This is a genomic window from Acinetobacter sp. LT1, from assembly GCF_059800965.1.
In genome coordinates this window covers 1-21251 of the sequence record NZ_JBBAXE010000008.1, presented here as the reverse complement: position 1 = coordinate 21251, position 21251 = coordinate 1, and the positions used below count along the sequence as shown (strand labels likewise).

Genomic DNA, 21251 nt, shown 5'->3' with positions numbered 1-21251 from the left:
TGCAGTGAAATAATCCTGTATTTTTTGTGTAAAGACAGGTGCTACTATATTGGAGTTTTCAATATTTCGCACCTTTATTCACAAAAAATTTATGTATTTTATGCGGTTTTTTTCACCTTAAACCACGCTGCGTAGAGTGCAGGTAGGAAAAATAATGTCAGTAAGGTGGCAACAATCAATCCGCCCATGATCGCAACTGCCATCGGACCAAAGAAAATACTTCGCGAAAGTGGAATCATGGCCAGAACAGCGGCTAAAGCAGTCAAAATAATTGGACGGAATCGACGCACTGTCGCTTCAATAATTGCTTCCCAAGTTGGATGTCCCGCTTGTCGGTCCTGCTCAATTTGATCAATCAAAATAAGCGAGTTACGCATGATCATGCCAGAGAGCGCAATTGTGCCTAACATGGCCACAAAGCCAAATGGTTTGTTAAATAACAGTAAGAATAAAACAACACCAATTAAACCCAGTGGAGCTGTTAACAACACGATGGTCGAGCGAGACAAGCTTTTGAGCTGAATCATCAGTAATGTCATGACCACTGCCAAGAAGAGTGGCATACCCGCATTCACAGAATCTTGCCCACGTGCAGACTCTTCTACGGTTCCACCCACTTCAATGAGATAGCCACTTGGCAATTCAGCACGTAACTTATCCATTGATTCAGCTAACTCACCCACAACAGTAGCAGGCTGCAAATTGGTACGAATATCTGCACGAACAGTAATCGTCGGTAAGCGGTTACGATGCCAGATCAAACCATCTTCAAACTTATACTCAATCTTCGCAATTTGAGCTAAAGGTACAGTAGTTCCATTGTTCGTTGGCACAGCTAAGCTTGCCAGTGAAGCCACTTCAACGCGCTCTGCTTGGTCCCCGCGTAAGCGAATTTCAATGAGTTCACGTTTTTCACGATATTGCTCAATCGCACTACCAGTAATTGATGCATTAATGAAATTCGCTAAATCCAGACTAGAGACACCCATTTGTCGAGCACGGTCTTGATCAATTTGAATGGAAATGATCTTACTTGGCTCGCCCCAATCTAAATGCACATTGGTGGTATTCGGGTTTTCACTCATTACTTTAGCGACTTGCTGTGCTTCTTTACGTACCAGATTTAAATCTTCACCTGACACACGATATTGCAATGGATAACCCACAGGTGGGCCATTTTCGAGTAATGACACACGAGTACGGACTTGTGGGAGTAACTGCTTAATTTGTGTTTCTAACGAACGACGAATGTCATCACGATCATCAAGTGATGATGCGAGTACAACAAACTGAGCAAAGCTGGCTTGTGGTAATTGTTGGTCTAAAGGTAAATAAAAACGTGGTGAACCTGTACCCACATAGGCCACATAGTTATCAATACCTTTTTGTTTCGACAAGAATTTTTCAACCTTTTTCACAGCTTGTTCTGTTGCTGTTAAAGAGGCGCCTTCTTCAAGCTTTAAATCGACTAAAATCTCGGCACGGTTTGAAGGCGGGAAAAACTGCTGAGGTACCATCTTAAACATCAGCACAGAGAGTACAAAAATCCCCACTGTCGTTGCAATCACGGTTTTACGATAGGTCACACAAAACTCGACCATCTTTCTAAAACGTAAATAGAAACTAGATTGATAAGGATCGTAATGATGGTCCTGTGAAATTGCCACAGTTTGCGGTTGCGGTTTTTTCGTTAATCTTGCCCACAAACGGACATACCAAGGGGCCTGATGTCCTAACTTGGTAAAATCTGGTAATAGCTTTTCACCTAAATAAGGTACGAATAAAACTGCCGCGATCCAAGACACCAATAAAGCAATGGTCACGACCTGAAAAATAGAGCGTGTGTATTCGCCTGTACTAGACTGAGCCGTAGCAATCGGTAAAAAACCTGCCGCGGTAATCAATGTTCCCGTGAGCATCGGAAATGCGGTAGTTTTCCACGCAAATCCGGCGGCTTTAATTCGGCTATAGCCCTGCTCCATCTTAATGGCCATCATCTCGACGGCGATAATGGCGTCATCGACTAACAGACCTAACGCCAAGATCAAAGCACCAAGTGAAATCTTATGCAGTCCGACATCGAATAAACTCATACCGGCAAAGGTCATTGCTAAAACTAATGGAATAGAAAAAGCGACCACCAATCCCGTACGGAAGCCTAAAGAGAAAAAACTCACTAACAAGACAATAATGACTGCTTCAGCGAGTACCTTCACAAACTCATGAATACTGCGTTGTACTGCTACAGGTTGGTCAGAAACTTTTTGCAATTTCATGCCGAGTGGCAAGGTCTTTTGCAGTTGGGCAAATTCTGTTTCTAGATTTTTACCAAGGGCAATAATGTCACCGCCTTTACGCATCGAAACGGCAATGCCAATACCATTTTCACCCATGAAACGCATACGTGGTTGAGCAGGCTGACTAAAACCACGATAAACATCAGCAACGTCACCAAGCTGGATGGTTTTATCACCGACCAATAAAGGTGTTTTTTTAATTTCATCAATGTTTTGTAGATGACCACTTACTCTAATTTGAATACGGTCTGTACCCGTTTCAAAAAAGCCAGCACTTGCCATACTATTTTGCTTTTGTAAGGCTTCTTGAATCGCTGTAACTGGAATTCCGAGCTGCACCGCTTTAGTGTTAGAAATCTCAACCCATATTTTTTGGTCTTGTAGACCAATCAATTCGACCTTACTGACATCCTTGACTCGTTGAAGCTGTAATTGCAAACGATCTGCATATTCTTTCAAAATTGCATAGTCAAAGTCTTTGCCTGTCAGTACATAAATATTACCGAAAGTGTCCCCAAATTCATCGTTAAAAAATGGGCCTTGTACACCGTTTGGCAGTTCATGGCGAATATCATTCACCTTCTTACGGACGTTATACCACACGTCAGGAATCTGTGCCGATGTCAGCGAGTCCTTGGCAACAAACGTAACCATCGACTCACCTGGGCGGGAGTAAGCCATAATCTTGTCATATTGACCTGTGGTCATCAGTTCCTTTTCGATACGGTCAGTCACCAGCGTTGAAACTTCTTTCGCTGTTGCTCCCGGCCAATAGGTTTGTACGACCATGACTTTAAAAGTAAATGGTGGGTCTTCACTTTGTGAGAGTTTTGAATAAGAGATCGCGCCGATAATGCCGAGTAACAGCATAAAATAAAGGACGATACCTTTATTATTTAATGCCCATTCCGAGAGATTGAATTTCATGGTTGGGTTGCTCCCTGAATTTTCACCGCACGGTTTTCACGGTCAATCGGGTGAATCTTCTGCTTATCGCGTAGCAAATGCACACCACCAATCACCACCCAATCATTTGGTGTTAAACCAGATAGCACGGGTACACTGTCTCTGCCATATGCACCAACAGTTACAGGTACTTTGCGTAAAGTTTGATTCGCATTAACAACCCAGACATAAGGCTGATTATCTGTTGCTGAAACACTCGAAAGTGGCACACTCATCACGTTGGTTTGAGTTGAGGTAAAAAATACGCGTGCACTTTGTCCAAGTTGGATAACAGACTGCCCTTCTTTGAGTGCAACTTTCACTGTAAAGGTACGAGACTGATCCGCTGCCGGAGAAACTTCACGTACATATCCGGCAAACCTTTCATTCGGTTTAGACCACAAGGTGATCCAAGCGCCTTGACCAACTTTAATCTCGGTAACTGCTTGTTCAGGAACACCAATAACAACTTCACGCTCTCCATCAATTGCAAGTTGATAAGCAGCTTGTCCTGCTGCAACCACTTGTCCAATTTCTATATTTCGCGCAGTAATCACCCCGTTTTTGTTAGAAACGAGTTGGTTATAACCTGTCTGGTTAGCAGAAACCTCATAGTTAGAACGAGCTTGTTGTAGTGCTGCCTGTGCCGCGTCATATTGATTTTTTACCGTATCGAATTGCGAACGGCTCACTGCATTAATAGGGAGTAATTGTTGAAAACGTTTAAGTTCATCTGCTGCTGTTTTTGCTGAAGCCTGTGCATTATCCAGTTGGGCTTTAGCAGCATTTAATTGTAACTGAGCATCTGCCACATCGAGTTTTGCTAATACTTGTCCAACTTTAACTCGGTCGCCTACATCCACATAGCGCGCCGTAACTTGTCCACCAACCCGAAATGCCAAAGCCGTTTGTTGTCTAGCCTGCACATCCCCTGCATAGCTTTTTTGTTCATTGAGTGTGGTTAATGGCTGCGCCACCATCACATAGGGTATTTCTTCTGTTTTGGGTGCTTCTTTACTGCATCCCATTAATGTGACCGTACAAACAATCACCATACTCATGATGAGAGGTTTTAACAGATTCATATCTTATCGCTCTTATTCAAACTGATTTTTTAAGGCACAATATGCTTGCATCATAATTTGTTTGTTTTTTAATTAATATACCTACGAGTACATTAATTAAAAAAAACTTATAAATATTTATTTTTCTAAACTTTTATTAGAGGGTTTTGTGCAAACAGTTAATCAAAGTGGTCGCCCCAAAGATCTGGAAAAGCGTGCTCGTATCCTACAAGCCGCGAAAGCTATTTTTTTAAAATCCGGTTATCACGGTACTAGCATGAACCAGATTGCACAGGAAGCAGGCGTTACTAAACTCACGGTTTATAACCACTTTCAAGATAAAGTGAACCTGTTTATCTGTGCGATTACGGAAACTTGTGAAGAGACACTGTGCACTAAACAATTTGACTTAGATACATCGGCAGACTTCTATCAAACACTCTTTATTGTATGTTCACGTGCCTTACAAATTATTTATTCACCTGAAGCATTAAAGCTTGATCATGTATTGTTGGAGCTTGCAGCCGAACAGAACCCACTCGCCCTACAGTTTTTTGAAGCTTCACATACACGAATGGAGAATCAATTAGCTGAGTTTTTTCAAAAAGCGGCTCAATTAGGTTTCATTCAAGCCGATGATCCGATCTATCAAACAGAACTACTTTTGACCTTATTGCTTGGTGTACGCCATCACAAGGTTTTACTGGGCATCACTGCTGCCCCAAATGCACAGGAGCTAGAGCAAATTATTCGTGACGCAATTAATTTATTCTTGCTCAAATACCGGAATTAAACCAAAGTCCGATTGTCAAAAGTTGCGCTGAGTGCATGCCAGCTTTTAAGACACTATAAGCGAATTAAATGTTATTTTTTAAGCAAAAATTCACATTTTCTTACGCTCAAAGCTTGGAATGTTTGTTAATCGCGCTATATTCGATAAGAATAAGAACAGGAGAAAATAGCATGGTTCAGCAAATCGATGCGCCACTGCGTGAGGATGTCCGCTTACTTGGTAATTTATTAGGTGAAACCCTAAAACAACATGCAGGACAAGAACTGTTTAATCAGATCGAGCAAATCCGTGCTCTTGCCAAAGGTGCACGTGATGGTCAAGCTGAAGCCGAAAAGCAACTAGAACAATTATTTTTAGAACTGCCCGATGAAGAGTTACTTCCTCTCACCCGCGCTTTTTCTCATTTCCTCAATTTTGCCAATATTGCCGAGCAATATCATGTGGTCCGTAGCCGCAGACAGGCAGAGTTCGATTCGGATGCAAACTCTCCGAATCCGCTGGTTCACTTATTTCAAAAATTTAAAGATAAAAGTATTTCAACAGAAAAACTATTCCAGCAAATTTGCGATCTTAAAATTGAGTTAGTACTTACGGCGCACCCCACTGAAGTGAGTCGTCGTACCCTGATTCAGAAATATGATGATATTAACGCATGTCTCTCGCAGCTTGATCAGCAAAAACTTACCCCACGCGAACGCCAAAATGCACTTGCGAATTTAAAGCAACAAATTAGTTCGGCTTGGCAAACAGATGAAATCAGACAGCATCGCCCAACTCCAGTCGATGAAGCAAAATGGGGATTTGCCACAATTGAGCAAACACTTTGGAATGCTGTACCTAAATTCATTCGCGAGTTAAATGAATTAGTTCAAGAAAACTGCCAACTCAATTTACCACTTAATATTGCACCAGTACGTTTCGCATCTTGGATGGGCGGAGACCGTGATGGCAACCCAAATGTTACCCATCAAATTACCCAAGAAGTGCTGTGGTTATCACGCTGGCAAGCTGCCGATCTCTATTTAAGAGATATCGAAAACTTACGTTGGGAACTTTCAATCCAGACGTGTTCTGAAGAAATGATTCAAGCAATTGGTAGCCAACATGCAGAACCTTATCGTGAATATTTACGTGCTACACGAGAGCGTTTAAAAGCAACTCGCCACTGGTTAGCTCAGCGTTTACAAGGCTTAGAAGCTGATGACAGCAATGTCATTAAAAGTAAAGATGAGCTTTTACAACCATTATTGCTGTGCTATCGCTCTTTAATCGACAGTAACCTACCTGAAATTGCGAATGGTCAACTGCTCGACTTTATCTACCGTGTGAACTGTTTTGGTATTGAATTACTTAAACTCGACATTCGCCAAGAATCAGGCCGTCATCGCCAAGCGATTTCAGCCATTACCGAATATTTAGGTTTAGGTAATTTTGAATCGTGGACTGAACAAGCGCGCCAAAATTTCCTCATTCAAGAATTACAAAGTAAACGCCCGCTTTTACCGAAATATATTAATGAGCCTGAAGGGAGTTTGATTGGTCATCCAGATGTTCAAGAAGTATTTGCAACCATGCGTACTTTGGCAGACCAACCACCTGAGTCTTTAGGAGCATATATTATTTCGATGGCTGAATATCCAAGTGATGTTTTAGCTGTGTTGTTATTGCAAAAAGAAGCAGGTATTCAGCATCCTTTACGTGTAGTTCCTCTATTTGAGACTTTAAAAGACTTAGATGGCGCTGCAACTACCATGAATACGCTGTTCAATATGCATTGGTATAAACAGCACATTCAGGGTAAACACGAAGTCATGATCGGCTACTCCGACTCTGCAAAAGATGCCGGTTTCATGTCTGCCAACTGGGCGCAATATCGTGCTCAAGAAGAGCTGACTGCAATTGCTCAAACACACGGCGTACAGTTGACACTATTCCATGGTCGCGGCGGATCAATTAGCCGTGGTGGCGCACCAACCCAACAAGCTCTATTCTCACAGCCGCCGGGTTCGATCTCTGGTGCAATTCGTGTCACAGAACAAGGTGAAATGATCCGTTTCAAATTCGGTTTAGAAGGTATTGCCATGCAAAACCTTGAAATCTATACCGCAGCAACACTTGAAGCGACCTTATTACCACCACCAGAGCCTAAGGCTGAGTGGCGTGAACTCATGAATCGCATGACTGATCATTCTGTTAAGGTCTATCGCCAGACAGTTCGTGAAAACCCACATTTTGTCAAGTATTTACGGACCGTTACGCCTGAACTCGAATTACAGATGTTGCCTTTAGGCTCGCGTCCTGCAAAACGAAAAGTAAGTGGCGGCATCGAGTCTTTACGTGCGATTCCATGGGTATTTGCTTGGACACAAATCCGTTTGATGTTGCCTGCATGGCTAGGTACAGGTGCTGCCATTAATGAAGTGATTGCAGATCAGCAAAAAGCAACACTTGATGAAATGCTCCAGCAATGGCCTTATTTCCAGACACTCATTGATATGCTGGAAATGGTATTGTCTAAATCCGATGCCAACATTGCACTCTATTACGAGTCTCATCTGACTGAAGATGAAGATTTGAAAGTTCTTGGTAACCAATTACGCCAACGACTAAAAGATGCTGTGCAAACTTTATTAACCTTAAAAGATGAATCAAAGCTTCTGAGTAATAATGATGTTCTTGATCAATCCATGCAGGTTCGTAAACCATACTTACTTCCTTTGCATCTTTTACAGGCTGAACTCATGAAGCGCCGTCGTGATTATCTTGCTGAGCGTCAGGCAGAGCACACTCCTGTTGACCATGCACTTATGGTGAGTATTGCGGGTATCGCTGCTGGCTTACGTAATACAGGCTAAGCTAATTTTACCAATTGTTTTATAAAGCAGTGCATCTCGATGTGCTGCTTTTTACTTGCAAAGTTCTTTATTTTTCTTAAATTTTCTCCGATTTTCTATTTTTTTGAATATTTTTTAAAAATCATAAAATTAATCTTTATAAGAAAAAAATAACTAAATACGCACATTTAGTTTTTTTAAAATTATACCAATCGTTAAAAAATAATTACTTTTCACTCATATACTTCTCTCTAGAGATTAAATGCACTCTCAAGAAAGAGTATCATGGCAGCAATTAAAGAATAATGAGCTTATTTTATGTCCAATTGGTTTCCAAAATGGCAGCCTTACCAAGGTGATATTGACCATCGGCCAGTCTCTACCAATGAATATCTCCCACCCGTTCAAAGTGCTGTTTTGGGTATTCAACATGCATTTGCTATGTTTGGAGCGACTGTTTTAGCACCCTTACTCATGGGTTTTAATCCTAACCTTGCTATTTTAATGTCTGGAATCTGTACCATTCTGTTTTTCTTAATTACAGGTGGTCGTGTTCCAAGTTACTTAGGATCAAGTTTTGCCTTTATTGGGGTGGTTGCAGCTGCAACTGGGCATATTACAGGTTCAGGTGCCAATCCAAATCTATCTATGGCTTTAGGTGGAATCGTAGCATGTGGTGTTTTTTATGCCATCATCGGTTTTATCGTGATGCTTACTGGTACACGCTGGATTGAAAAACTCATGCCGCCTGTGGTGACTGGTGCCATTGTGATGATTATTGGTCTGAACCTTGCACCTGTTACGATTAAAGGTGTTGCAGGCCAACCATTTGAAATGTGGATGGCCTTAATTACTGTACTTTGTATGGGCAGTATTGCAGTCTTTACTCGTGGCCTATTGCAACGCTTGCTTCTGTTGATTGGTTTGATCTTGGCATATGCAATTTATGCCATCACCACCAATGGGCTAGGTTTAGGTAAACCAATCGATTTTAGCCAGATCTCACAAGCCGCATGGTTTGGGATTCCAAGCTTTTCGCATCCTACTTTTGACACGAATGCTATGCTAATTATTGCGCCAGTTGCGCTTATCTTAGTAGCAGAAAATCTAGGACATATTAAAGCTGTTGGCGCGATGACTGGTGAAAACCTGACTCCACAATTAGGTAAAGCATTTGTTGCAGATGGTTTGGCAACAACATTATCTGGTAGTGTCGGCGCTCCAGGGATGACTACTTACGGTGAAAACATTGGTGTGATGGCAGTCACTCGTGTGTACTCAACTATTGTTTTCGTCATCGCAGGTGTCTTTGCAATTTTCTTAGGTCTATCTCCAAAATTTGGCGCGGTTATTAGTACTATTCCAAGTGCTGTTTTAACAGGCGCGTCTATTGTTGTGTTTGGTTTAATTACCATTGCTGGGGCCAAAATCTGGATCGAAAACAAAGTTGATTTTTCTAACAATAAAAATCTAATTGTTGCTTCGGTCACGATTATTTTAGGTGCTGGTAACTTTGAATTATTGTTTGGTAATTTCAATTTAGGTGGTATTGGTACCGCAACTTTTGCAGCCATTATTTTAAATTGGCTGTTTAGTTTAAAAGATAAAACCTAAATTCAAAAAGGCAGCGCAAGCTGCCTTTTTTTATTACGATTTAGTATGATGACTTTTTAGCCTTCAATACGTTCCTTGTCATGCGTTTTGATTTTTTTGATTTACAGCTGGTTCTTCATATTGTCTCTACAGGTAGTCTAACCAAAGGTGCAGACCGCTCTGCAATTTCACTTCAAGCCGCCAGTGAACGTATAAAAAAACTCGAACAATATTTTGAAACGCCCTTATTTATTCGCCAGACGACGGGAGTGGAGCTCACCACAGCGGGACACGCGTTTGTAGAGCATGCCCGTCAACTGATGACACAAAAAGAGCAGCTCGAACAAGAAATGCAGAGGTTTAGGCCGCCTACAACAGAGTCATTAACGCTTTGGTGTAACTCTTCTGCTCAAAGCGAATATTTGCCTCCGTTATTACCACAATATTTGGTGCTTCATCCCGAAATGAGTATTGATTTACATGAGGCAGAAAGTTCAGAAATTGTAGAGGTATTAACGCAAGGAGTTGCAAATCTTGGGCTAGTCTCAAGTTTTTTTGATACCAGACATTTGCAAACTAAGGAATTTGCTAGCGATCCATTAGTTCTGATTTGTCCTCCTACTCACAATTTAGCTCAACACCAAGAGCTGAATTTGGTAGAGGCTTTAAATTATGGTTTTATTGGCCTTAAACCCCACCATTCGTTGCAACAGTCCATCGAAACTCAAGCTAAGCTATTGGGCTTTAACATACAGTACCGTTTGCGCTTACCTAATTTTGGGGCGATTGCTGAGGTAGTCGCCAAAGGCGTTGGAATTGCGATTATGCCGGCTCGTGCTGCCCAGCGTTTGCAATCGGACTATGACTTTCATTCCATTCAACTGCTAGGCGCGTGGGCAAATCGTAAACTGCTTTTGGCCACACAAAATTTCAATCAACTGCCTAACAGTTATAAACAATTTTCAGATTTTTTATTGCAACATCGCCCTTAAAAATTAGCTTAATGCAAAATCATATAAAGACCTAATGACACCAAACCTATAAAAAAGATACGGCGAAATAACTGCTCATTTAACCGATAACGGATTTTTTTACCTAACCACATTCCAACGAGAGCCGCCAATAATGCAGCAAAAGATAAACGATAATCCAATGTCATTCCCGACATCGGGTTGTGGTGTAAAAAGACTGCAAGACAAATGGTAGAGACAGTAAACGTTAGTCCTAAAGCCTGAACCAACTCATCACGCTTTAAATGTAAAGACTGCAAATAAGGAACGATTGGAATAATAATGACACCAGTTGCTACAGTCACTGCCCCGCCGATATATCCAATAATCGGTGATAGCCAACGTTCATACTTTCCTAAGTGTGGAAGTTTCTTCACGCACAAACCGTAGAGTCCATATAAGGCCAACATACAGCCTAATAAAATTTCACTACTATGCCCATGACTTTGACTTAAAGTAGGTAAAAAGCTCCATATAGAACCTACTATAATGCCGACAAGCAACGTCCAGAAACGGCGAATAAACGCCCAGACATGTCCTTCAGCAAAAAGCTGCCAGACGTTGGTGACCATTGAAGGGACAATGAGCAGAGATGCTGCCTGAAAAGGGCTCATTGCGATGGTGAGTAAGCCCATCGATACCGCGGGCAATCCTAAACCGATCATGCCTTTAATCATGCCAGCGAAGGCAAAGACCACTATAATAATTGCTAAAAAAGTCACTGTTTATCTCCGATTCCTTAAAGAATATGCTACGGAAAAAACAGGTACTGCCCTATTCTTGTTTTTAGGAGTAGGCCTCAATTAAAAGTTGAGGCTGTTTTATATTTTTCTTCTAATACATTGCTAAAAATACTTTCGATCATCCACACACGATACAAGCTATTAAATACGTAGGTCTGACCATCAATACGCAGCTCTAAAACCGGTAAATCAGGCTGATGCTTGTCTTTGCAAAGTGCATCATTCTGCGCCAAAACAGATTGCACATCTTGGACGGTTAGCTGCTCAATCCCAAGTTGCTGCTGTAACTGTTGAAAATGTTTTAAGAAAGATAAATCTTTTCCTTTCGTCCAAACTGCCTGCAATATTGTAAAAATTGTATCGATTTGCTGATTCTCTTGCACACTATAGAAAAGCTTTGCCATCTCTAATGTGCTTTCCTCAGTAGGACGACAAAATGGTGTAAAGGCCACACCTGTTCGTTTAGAAACACGTGTCGCCAAACTCCAGTCAAACCAGTCTCGACCTTGATAACTTAAAGGGTAAACTTTTAGTTGAATATCATAATAATCAGCCAGCTCTTCTTTAATGTAGGTAAGTAACAACCAGCTCATTGGGTCTTCTAAAGCAATATAAATATCAAGCTCAGGATGCAGGGTCTGAATCTCGGTAAGTGCCTCAGCATCATTAATCAAATGTTCACGCCATTCGATATGATTAATTAAAAAAATTGGATTACCCGTCAGTAATTTTTGCTGCTTCAGACGACGAGTTAAACGTAATAAATCATCTACTGCGTGATATTTACGTCCACCAAATTCAAAGTATGCCGCAGGTACAGGCTCATCCGTAAAAATGCGTTCTGAAAAATGTTGAGGAAGCTGATGTTTAACTGCCATGGCATGTAAAGTTCGTAACTTTCCATATTGTTGTTGCCAAAGCATGTGAAAAATATCTTCTAATAGATGGAAGAAGTTCTGACCTTGTAATGGGGTTCTTTTTAATATGACTGCCGCTTGTTTTAAAGATTCTGGGCTTGGGATTTCTGGAAATTCATCAAAACCGAAACGATGTTGTTTGGCTAATATCTTGGCATCATTCAGACAATAATTCTGCCACTCTTCATGCGACATGCTGTTTGGAGGTTCAGAAGCCGTATGCGAAATAATAATTTTTAAAGGCTTAAGTTCATCACTTAAAATTTCATCTAGCTGAGACAATTGCTGAACAGCCAAATAGCTATACACATCATCAAGTCGTAAATAAATACTTAAACCATTTTCCGTGGGTAACACCGCTTGACGAGAAGGCTTTTGGTAAAACCAGCTCGATCGAATAGGGTCAAACCAACGGCGTAGCAGTGACATGAGTTGTGCCTCTAAAAAATAAATCCTAAGCGAGATCAAAGATTGTTTTGATCATAGTGCAAGGTAAAACAGTAGTCGAGATTGAAATATAACTACCTTAGTTTACGCAGAAAATAAGTCATGTTTTTAGCAAGTTTCTACGTAGGTGAAGATTTTATCACCATTTTATGGCAAACCCATAGAATGATCTAAAAACACCTTTTTCTACAAGCTGATTTTATTTACCAGACATGAAAAATGCACCCTTAACATGATAGCAATTCATCTTGTCAAAGGGTGCATGATTCATAATCAATTATTAAAATTGAATATTTTATAGAACGCGTACAGCTCCTTTCGCTGCACTTGTTGTATGCATTGCATAAACTTTTAACGCTTTTGATACCTTACGTTTACGTTCTTCTTTCGGATGCCAGCCTTTCGCTTCTTGCACTGTACGACGATGTGCCATAGTCGCATCATCAACGTTTAAGTGAATCGTACGGTTTGGAATATCGATTTCAATAGTATCGCCATCTTCAACCAAACCAATTGCACCACCTTCAGCCGCTTCTGGTGAAACGTGACCAATCGAAAGACCTGATGAACCACCAGAGAAACGGCCATCTGTTACCAATGCACAGTCTTTTCCTAAACCTTTCGATTTAAGATAGCTAGTTGGGTAAAGCATTTCTTGCATACCCGGACCACCACGTGGACCTTCGTAACGAATCACAACCACATCGCCAGCTTTAATATCATGACCCAAAATTGCGTCTACAGCCGCATCTTGGCTCTCAAATACACGCGCTGTACCAGTAAATTTCAAGATTGATTCATCAACACCTGCAGTTTTCACGATACAACCATCAAGCGCGATGTTGCCGTATAGAACCGCTAAACCACCATCTTTAGAGAATGCATTTTCTGCATTACGGATAACGCCTTTTTCACGGTCGCCATCTAATGTTGAATAATAGCGATTTTGCGAGAATGCAACTTGAGTTGGAACACCACCTGGTGATGAACGATAGAATTCATAAACGTCTGCATCTTCAGTACGAATAATGTCCCACTTATCTAATGCATCTTTTAAAGTTTTCTCGTGTACAGTCGGTACAGATACATCAAGCAAATTCGCGCGATCAAGTTCACCTAAGATCGCCATGATACCGCCAGCACGATGAACATCTTCCATATGAACGTCTTGTTTTGCAGGCGCTACTTTCGACAATACAGGAACTCGACGTGATAATTCGTCAATATCATCCATTGTAAAATCAACTTCTGCTTCACTTGCCGCAGCCAATAAATGCAGAACGGTATTGGTTGAACCACCCATTGCAATATCAAGGGTCATCGCATTTTTAAATGCAGCCTTGGTTGCAATCGAACGAGGTAAAATGCTTGCATCTTCTTGTTCGTAATAGCGCTTAGCCAATTCAACAATAAGTTGGCCTGCTTTTAAGAATAGTTTTTTACGGTTTGCATGCGTCGCAACAATCGAACCATTACCCGGTAAAGATAAACCTAAAGCTTCTGTTAAACAGTTCATTGAGTTTGCAGTGAACATCCCTGAACATGAACCACAGGTTGGACATGCCGAACGTTCAAATTCCTCAACTTCTTCGTCTGTATAACTTTCATCAGCCGCAACAACCATTGCATCAACAAGGTCAATCGCTTTTTCATTACCGCGGAACTTAACCTTACCAGCTTCCATTGGTCCGCCAGACACGAAAACAACAGGAATATTCAGACGCATCGCAGCCATGAGCATTCCCGGAGTAATCTTGTCACAGTTTGAAATACACACCATGGCATCTGCACAGTGTGCATTCACCATATATTCAACTGAGTCAGCAATCAAATCACGTGATGGTAGTGAATAAAGCATGCCATCATGCCCCATTGCGATCCCGTCATCTACTGCGATCGTATTAAACTCTTTAGCAACACCACCTGCTGCCTGAATTTCTGCTGCGACAAGCTGCCCTAGATCTTTAAGATGTACATGGCCCGGCACAAATTGAGTAAATGAGTTGACCACCGCAATAATCGGTTTGCCGAAATCCTCATCTTTCATTCCTGTTGCACGCCATAAGCCACGTGCGCCAGCCATATTTCTTCCGTGTGTCGATGTTTTTGAACGATAGTCAGGCATTAGTGTTTCCAACAAGTTGTGCTTGAGCGGAATTTTTCCCGCTCTGGCGAATGATACTGATATAGCGTTAGATCAGTCGGAATATTGACTCATCATCATAATTTGATCATTCTCCATTCTATAGAAGCAAATAATATTCGGAAAGCCAAGAACAGTAATAGACAGTCAATATTTAGCAAAACTTACATGAATAATTTTTTATTTTTTCATAACCTTTTTTTATCAATAAAAGTTTTTCAATAATTTTTTGTTCACTATTTAAAAACTAAAATGCTCAATCGCCATGCTTTTAGGGCTTCAATCATTTTTCACGTATACTACGCCTAAACTCTTTTTGGATTGCATTTGTGAAAATTATTTTTGCTGGCACCCCCGAATTTGCTGCAACAGCATTGGCGGCTTTATTAAAAACTTCCCATGAAATTATCGCGGTTTATACTCAGCCAGATCGTAAATCGGGTCGTGGACAAAAACTAACGCCATCTCCTGTAAAACAACTTGCTCTTGAGCATAATATCCCTGTTTATCAACCCCTTCACTTCAAAGCTTCAACCGAAGAAGGTTTAGCAGCTCAACAAGAACTGGCAGCTTTAGGTGCTGATGTGATGGTGGTTGCAGCCTATGGTTTGATCCTTCCACAAGCTGTGCTCGATACACCTAAATATGGCTGTTTAAATATTCACGGCTCACTATTACCTCGTTGGCGTGGTGCAGCACCAATTCAGCGTGCGATTGCAACAGGTGACGACGAAACTGGTATCACTATCATGCAAATGGCTGCTGGTTTAGATACAGGCGATATGATGTATAAAACATACTGTCCAATTACTGCCGAAGATACCTCAGCAACTTTGCATGACAAACTCGCAGCTCAAGGTGCAACAGCAATTTGTGCGGTACTTGAGTCAGAAGAAACACTACAAAAATATTTGGCAGAACGCGAAGTTCAAGACGAAAGCTTAACGGTCTATGCTCATAAGCTCGTAAAATCAGAAGCTCGTATTGATTGGGCAATTGATGCTATTCAAGTTGACCGAAATATACGTGCATTCAACCCTTGGCCAGTCGCTTTTGTTCAGCTTGATGAAAATAATGCTCTACGTGTCTGGAACTCTTTAGTATCTAGCCAAAGCAAAGCGAATGCTCAAGCTGGTGAAATTATTGCAATCGATAAACAAGGTGTGCACGTTGCTTGCGGTGAAAATACATTTATTTGTCTGACTAGCGTGCAGTGGCCGGGTGGCAAAGCATTAAACGCTCAACAAATTGCACAAACTCAAAAACTTCATGTAGGACAAATTTTGCCATGAGTCAGGTTACCTCAAATTCCTCACGTTTTAACCTGCGTGCTCAAGTCGTCCAGACGTTACTAAAAGTTCAGCAAGGCCAATCACTCGCTAGTATTTTAAATACACAGCTGAATCAGGTCGCAGAGCGTGATCGTGCTTTGTTTCATGAGCTTGTATTAGGTACATTGCGTCAATGGTTTGCACTTAAATCAATTAGCCTACCGCTACTCAGCAAGCCTTTAAATAATGAGGCAGTAGAAACCTGTCTTTATGTTGGTCTTTATCAAGTTTTATGCACGCGTATTGCAGCGCATGCCGCTATTTCAGAAACAGTAGATGCAACCAAACAACTTGGTTTCCCTGCACTCAGCGGTATTATTAATGCAATTTTACGCCGAGCTACTCGTGAAACTGATGACTTTCAGCAAGGCTTACAGCAGGCGCATGGCTTACCAAGCTGGCTTTTCAAACGGTTAAAAAAGGATTGGGGTGAACAAACTGAATCTCTCTGCCAATCTTTGAAGCAAGTCGCGCCTTTAACCTTAAGGGTGAACCAGCGTCATATTGGCCGCGATGCTTATTTAGCAAAACTACAAAGTTTAGAAATTCAGGCACGTGCATGTACTTTGTCTGAAGCAGGTATTGTTCTTGAACAATCTGTACAAATCACTCAGTTACATGGTTTTGAACAGGGCTGGTTTTCTGTACAAGATGAACACGCTCAGCTTTGCGCAACATTATTGCCAGATTTGAACGATAAAATAGTAGTTGATGCGTGTGCTGCCCCAGGTGGTAAAACTGCTCATTTACTTGAAAAGTTTAAACCAGCTCAGCTCATTGCGATTGATCAGGACCCAAGCCGTTTAGTGCGTGTAACTGAGAACTTAAATCGCTTAGCACTTGATCAAAGTCATACAGAGATTTTGGCAGCCGATGCAACTCAATGGACTCCTGCACAGCCAGTAGATTGTATCGTGCTCGATGCACCTTGCTCTGCTACAGGAGTTATTCGTCGTCATCCTGACATACGCCTATTGCGCCAATCTACCGATATAGCTCAAACCATTGAACTACAAAAGCAGATCTTGGACCACATGTGGCAACAGCTCAAAGTTGGCGGCACATTGCTTTACATCACCTGTTCAATTTTAAAAGCTGAAAATGAACAGCAAATGATGACTTTTTTTGCTGAAAATCCAAATGCAAAAGAGATCAAGATTGATGCTGACTGGGGAATCGAGCAAACCTATGGTCGCCAATTACTGCCACAAGCGCAGTCTGGTGATGGATTTTATTATTGTAAAATCCAAAAAATTGTATAAAAAAGCAGGCTTAAAGCCTGCTTTTTTACTTGATCAGCATTAAAGTGTGTGCTGATCTTTTACTTCTTCTAAAACATCATCTAACTCTTCAGGATGTTTCGATAAATGGATAATGGACAAAGCCAAGCCACCCCATAAAAACACCATCGAAATTACCATCATTACGATTGCTGAAGTATTCATTATTCTGTCCCCCTAGCGATCTTTCATTTTGCTTAAAACAATTGCAACGACTGCACAGAAAATCACACTGCCCCAGCCGAATACACCTTGTAAGCTCATACTATAAGTATCATAGCCATTTTTGATCAAATTAAATACAGTCATACTGAGAGTAGTTAACAAGATTAATGATGTAATGACTGTTAAAGTGAAATCCCACCCCTTACCTAATTGAATAGTTGAGATGCGATTTACGTGATCACGAAGTTCTTTCAGTGCAGAACGTTTAAACCAAGTCACGGCAATAATAGAAAGTAAAGCACCGCCAATAATACCGATGTTATTGATAAAGTGGTCAACAATATCAACCAGCTTAATTGCGTTTACACTTGAGAATAAAATAATTGATACAAGCGCACTACCACCACCGATAATGGTTACAGCTTTTTTACGGCCCCATTTCAATTTATCTTGCATTGCTGCAATAGGTACTTCCAAAATACTCACCATCGAAGAAATACCTGCGACAAAAAGTGAAGAGAAGAATAAGAAACCAAATAAATCGGCACCAGTACCTAAACTTGAGATAATTTTAGGGAATGCAATAAATGCTAACCCAATCCCACCACTCACCACATCTTTAACTTCAGTACCTGCCGCATGAGCCATAAAACCAAGCGCTGCGAAGATACCAATACCAGCCAAAATCTCTGTTGATGCATTAGCAAAACCAACGATTAAACCAGAACCTGTTAAATTCGTTTTTGGTTTCAAATAAGATGCATAAGTCACCATGATCCCGAAACCGACAGAGAGGGAGAAGAAAGTATGGCCATAAGCAGCTAACCAAACTTTATAATCCATCATTGCTGACCAGTTCGGCGTAAAGAAAGCATTTAAGCCTTGAACCGCGCCTGGTAAACGTAATGATTGAATCACTAAAATAGTGAAGAGAATGAATAATAAAGGCATGAAAATCTTATTCGATAATTCCACACCTTTTTTCACACCACCATAAAGAATGATTAGAGTAAGTGCCCAAATCCCAACAATTGGCCAGAATAAATGACCTACAAATTGTAAATCAAAACCGGTTGCTTTTGTGGTCTGCAAATAGGTATTAAAGAAGAAACCTTCTGGATCACTTCCCCACATTTGGCCAATAGAGAAGTAAACATAACTACCAGCCCAAGTGAGCACACTTGCATAGTACAAACCAATGATGATACAGACACAAACCTGCCACCAACCTAATGTTTCCCCGCCTTTAAATAGGGCACGGTAAGCTTTAGGAGGTGAACCAGTACTACGATGTCCTACCGCATAATCTAAAAATAGTAACGGTAAACCAGCAGTAATGAGTGCCAATAGATAGGGAATAAGAAACGCACCACCACCATTTTCATAAGCAACGTATGGAAAGCGCCAGATATTACCTAAGCCTACAGCCGAACCAACGGCTGCAATAATAAAACCAGATCGTGACGTCCAGTTTTCACGAGAATCTGTCATAGAACACCTAATGTTAAAAGATTACTTATTTTTACTGCTATTGTTGATTGTTATTCCGCATGCAAAAAAAGAACCAAAAAATACTTTTGTGTTTGTAGAAAATAAAAAGCACCTTTTGAGTATTTTTATTCCCTTAACAAACAAGCAAAAATAGAAAATTCTTCCTTAAAGATTTTTGTCCATTTTTTGCCCCTATATAGCTGAACAATACCTGTTTTTATTTCTTTTTACTGTAATTTCCGTCAGAAATTTTACGAATTTTCTGAGTTTTTTTCACAATTGGTTATTTTTCAGCTAATATTTACGTTCTACTACTTGTAGCTCAACATTATTGTTCAATGACATTTTCTGCCAACTCTTAAAAAAGCTCCTTTAATTACTCAACTTATCCACTAATTTATTTTTAACTCTCCAGTTATCAATTAAAATTTAATAAGTCAGTACGATTGACAAAATTTATACTAAATTTTCTACAAGATTAAATTCATTTAAATTAAATAGAAAATATTAACTCCTTGAAATAAATAAACTTTTTTAAGGATTAAAAATTTATTCATATCACACATCTCAGATCCTTATTTTTTATCAATGCATCTGTAGCAAGATGTCTATATCATGCGCTCAAAGATTTCTTTTATGTGGATGTAAAAATGAAAATATTAAAAATATCTTTATTAACGCTCGGGATGGGCTTAAGTGGCTTTGCTCAAGCAGACTTGGTAGGAGTAAAAGGAGACGTCAGTTACTGGTTTTATGACGGTAAAGCTAATATGTCTTCTCAATCACCTGAAGATCAAGATTTAGATCAAAAAGGTAGTGCTCAAATCTCATTAGCAGTAGAACACCCAATCCCATTTATTCCAAATGCAAAAATTCGTTATGTAAATTTAGATACCGAAACTAAATCAGAAACTTTAGGTCAAGCCAACTATAAAGTTGATCTAGATCATAGCGATTTTATCCTCTACTACGAATTACTAGATAATATCGTAAGTGTAGATGCTGGTCTTGGTGCAACTGTATTAAATGGTGATATTACTGCGTATACAGGTAATCGCGTGGATATTGATAAAACATATCCTATTGCTTATTTGTCAGGTGAAGTAAAACTTCCGTTTACAGGCTTAAGTGCTAAAGGTGAAGCAACTTATACAAACTTTGACGATGCACGAATTACAGATGCACTGGCAGAAGTAAAATATAAATTTGCAGATAACTTACTCATTGATCTGGGTCTAACAGCAGGCTATCGCGTACTTAATATTGACTTAGATGACTACGATAACAATGACCTTAAATTTGAGTTTAAAGGCCCATATGTAGGTCTAGAAGCACATTTCTAAATCAGAATTTCAGAAATAAAAAAGAACTCGATATGAGTTCTTTTTTATTTAAATCATATCTACATAACCTAAATATTCTCGAATTCTTTGACACCACGCTTGAATATTTGGATATAGCTCCAAATCAAAACCACCTTCCTCCGCGACATGCGTGTATGCATACAAGGCAATGTCAGCAATAGTTAATTGATCTCCAACAAGATAGTCGTGATCTACTAAAGCTTTATCCATAATAGATAGTGCTTTATGGCCTTTTGGCTGTAAATTATGGTATTCCTCTATTCTTTCTGGTGGTAACCCTAAATATTTATTAATAAAACGTGCAACTGCAATAAATGGTTCATGACTATACTGCTCAAAGAACATCCATTGGTACATTTTTGCTTTAATAAAAGGATCTGTAGGAATAAATTTTGTTCCTTCAGCCAAGTAACCTAAGATAGCATTCGACTCACTCAAAACACGACCATCTTCTAGGACTAATACAGGTATTTTTCCATTAGGATTTAAGGACAAAAAATCAGCTGATTGAGTTTCTTTGTTTAAAATATCAACGTGGATCCATCTATGATTAATATTTAATAAGGAAAGTAATAGTTTTATCTTATAGCAGTTACCCGAACCGACATCACCATAAATTATCATAGATGCTCTTCCCTTATTATGCATACTTAAAAGATTAATTTTCTTATTATTTATAGCACAACTCTTCCTTAGTATTTTTATATTTATTCTCCGCACAAATTTTTTATCGCAATAAAGAAACACCCCCATTCATTAGAACGGGGGTGTTTAGAATAATGAGCTGGCGATGACTTACTCTCACATGGGTAACCCCACACTACCATCAGCGCT

15 protein-coding genes are annotated in these 21251 nt (G+C 40.1%); 7 read left to right on the top strand and 8 right to left on the bottom strand.

What is annotated here, in order from left to right:
- Positions 1-98 precede the first annotated feature (98 nt).
- Entirely contained in the window at positions 99-3224 is a 3126-nt protein-coding gene (locus WBW42_RS09460) for an efflux RND transporter permease subunit (protein WP_032057158.1), read from the bottom strand.
- Positions 3221-4327 carry an efflux RND transporter periplasmic adaptor subunit gene (locus tag WBW42_RS09455; protein ID WP_005804324.1) on the bottom strand — a complete coding sequence of 369 codons (1107 nt, stop codon included), beginning with the start codon at positions 4325-4327 and terminating at the stop codon, positions 3221-3223. The genes WBW42_RS09460 and WBW42_RS09455 overlap by 4 nt, the downstream gene beginning before the upstream one ends.
- A 148-nt stretch (positions 4328-4475) precedes the next feature.
- Between WBW42_RS09455 and WBW42_RS09450 the strand changes: the two genes are divergently transcribed.
- From WBW42_RS09450 to WBW42_RS09435, 4 genes are all read left to right on the top strand, one after another.
- Positions 4476-5099 (top strand): TetR/AcrR family transcriptional regulator, encoded by a 624-nt coding sequence (locus WBW42_RS09450; RefSeq protein WP_002119184.1) that lies wholly within the window; start codon positions 4476-4478, stop codon positions 5097-5099.
- 170 nt (positions 5100-5269) lie between these two features.
- Complete coding sequence (gene ppc / locus WBW42_RS09445; RefSeq protein WP_032057160.1) at positions 5270-7954, top strand: phosphoenolpyruvate carboxylase; 2685 nt, start codon at positions 5270-5272, stop codon at positions 7952-7954.
- A gap of 297 nt (positions 7955-8251) precedes the next feature.
- Positions 8252-9547 (top strand): solute carrier family 23 protein, encoded by a 1296-nt coding sequence (locus WBW42_RS09440; protein ID WP_032012852.1) that lies wholly within the window; start codon positions 8252-8254, stop codon positions 9545-9547.
- Positions 9548-9627: 80 nt separating this feature from the next.
- Positions 9628-10518 carry a LysR family transcriptional regulator gene (locus WBW42_RS09435; RefSeq protein ID WP_016802698.1) on the top strand — a complete coding sequence of 297 codons (891 nt, stop codon included), beginning with the start codon at positions 9628-9630 and terminating at the stop codon, positions 10516-10518.
- Between the two features lie 8 nt (positions 10519-10526).
- Here WBW42_RS09435 and WBW42_RS09430 read toward each other — a convergent pair whose 3' ends face one another.
- From WBW42_RS09430 to ilvD, 3 genes are all read right to left on the bottom strand, one after another.
- Positions 10527-11258 carry a sulfite exporter TauE/SafE family protein gene (locus WBW42_RS09430; RefSeq protein ID WP_005804320.1) on the bottom strand — a complete coding sequence of 244 codons (732 nt, stop codon included), beginning with the start codon at positions 11256-11258 and terminating at the stop codon, positions 10527-10529.
- Positions 11259-11335: 77 nt separating this feature from the next.
- Entirely contained in the window at positions 11336-12625 is a 1290-nt protein-coding gene (locus WBW42_RS09425) for a hypothetical protein (protein ID WP_032012854.1), read from the bottom strand.
- A 313-nt stretch (positions 12626-12938) separates the two neighbouring features.
- Complete coding sequence (gene ilvD / locus WBW42_RS09420) at positions 12939-14768, bottom strand: dihydroxy-acid dehydratase (protein WP_005804318.1); 1830 nt, start codon at positions 14766-14768, stop codon at positions 12939-12941.
- Between the two features lie 347 nt (positions 14769-15115).
- On the opposite strand from ilvD, the gene fmt reads away from it, so the two are divergent.
- Both fmt and rsmB read left to right on the top strand, forming a co-directional pair.
- Positions 15116-16078 carry a methionyl-tRNA formyltransferase gene (gene fmt / locus WBW42_RS09415; protein WP_032012855.1) on the top strand — a complete coding sequence of 321 codons (963 nt, stop codon included), beginning with the start codon at positions 15116-15118 and terminating at the stop codon, positions 16076-16078.
- Positions 16075-17379, top strand: coding sequence for a 16S rRNA (cytosine(967)-C(5))-methyltransferase RsmB (gene rsmB, locus WBW42_RS09410; RefSeq protein WP_032012856.1), 1305 nt, complete (start codon positions 16075-16077; stop codon positions 17377-17379). The genes fmt and rsmB overlap by 4 nt, the downstream gene beginning before the upstream one ends.
- 39 nt (positions 17380-17418) lie before the next feature.
- On the opposite strand, the gene WBW42_RS09405 is transcribed toward rsmB, so the two are convergent.
- Both WBW42_RS09405 and WBW42_RS09400 read right to left on the bottom strand, forming a co-directional pair.
- The gene (locus tag WBW42_RS09405) at positions 17419-17562 is read right to left on the bottom strand and encodes a methionine/alanine import family NSS transporter small subunit (RefSeq protein ID WP_002119126.1); all 144 of its coding nucleotides are present in this window, start codon (positions 17560-17562) and stop codon (positions 17419-17421) included.
- 12 nt (positions 17563-17574) lie between these two features.
- Positions 17575-19053, bottom strand: a complete 1479-nt coding sequence (locus tag WBW42_RS09400) for a sodium-dependent transporter (protein ID WP_002119149.1) — start codon at positions 19051-19053, stop codon at positions 17575-17577.
- Between the two features lie 638 nt (positions 19054-19691).
- Here WBW42_RS09400 and WBW42_RS09395 point away from each other — a divergent pair.
- A complete protein-coding gene (locus tag WBW42_RS09395) occupies positions 19692-20396 on the top strand; it encodes a TIGR04219 family outer membrane beta-barrel protein (RefSeq protein WP_080776796.1) in 705 nt (234 codons plus the stop codon).
- A 48-nt stretch (positions 20397-20444) separates the two neighbouring features.
- On the opposite strand, the gene WBW42_RS09390 is transcribed toward WBW42_RS09395, so the two are convergent.
- Positions 20445-21041, bottom strand: a complete 597-nt coding sequence (locus WBW42_RS09390) for a glutathione S-transferase family protein (RefSeq protein ID WP_032012858.1) — start codon at positions 21039-21041, stop codon at positions 20445-20447.
- Positions 21042-21251 lie beyond the last annotated feature (210 nt).

Coding starts and splice junctions, on each gene's coding strand:
- ppc (WP_032057160.1), top strand. CDS start 5,270: ATGGTTCAGCAAATCGATGCGCCACTGCGTGAGGATGTCCGCTTACTT.
- WBW42_RS09390 (WP_032012858.1), bottom strand. CDS start 21,041: ATGATAATTTATGGTGATGTCGGTTCGGGTAACTGCTATAAGATAAAA.
- WBW42_RS09400 (WP_002119149.1), bottom strand. CDS start 19,053: ATGACAGATTCTCGTGAAAACTGGACGTCACGATCTGGTTTTATTATT.
- WBW42_RS09435 (WP_016802698.1), top strand. CDS start 9,628: ATGCGTTTTGATTTTTTTGATTTACAGCTGGTTCTTCATATTGTCTCT.
- WBW42_RS09405 (WP_002119126.1), bottom strand. CDS start 17,562: ATGAATACTTCAGCAATCGTAATGATGGTAATTTCGATGGTGTTTTTA.
- WBW42_RS09440 (WP_032012852.1), top strand. CDS start 8,252: ATGTCCAATTGGTTTCCAAAATGGCAGCCTTACCAAGGTGATATTGAC.
- WBW42_RS09455 (WP_005804324.1), bottom strand. CDS start 4,327: ATGAATCTGTTAAAACCTCTCATCATGAGTATGGTGATTGTTTGTACG.
- rsmB (WP_032012856.1), top strand. CDS start 16,075: ATGAGTCAGGTTACCTCAAATTCCTCACGTTTTAACCTGCGTGCTCAA.
- WBW42_RS09425 (WP_032012854.1), bottom strand. CDS start 12,625: ATGTCACTGCTACGCCGTTGGTTTGACCCTATTCGATCGAGCTGGTTT.
- WBW42_RS09460 (WP_032057158.1), bottom strand. CDS start 3,224: ATGAAATTCAATCTCTCGGAATGGGCATTAAATAATAAAGGTATCGTC.
- ilvD (WP_005804318.1), bottom strand. CDS start 14,768: ATGCCTGACTATCGTTCAAAAACATCGACACACGGAAGAAATATGGCT.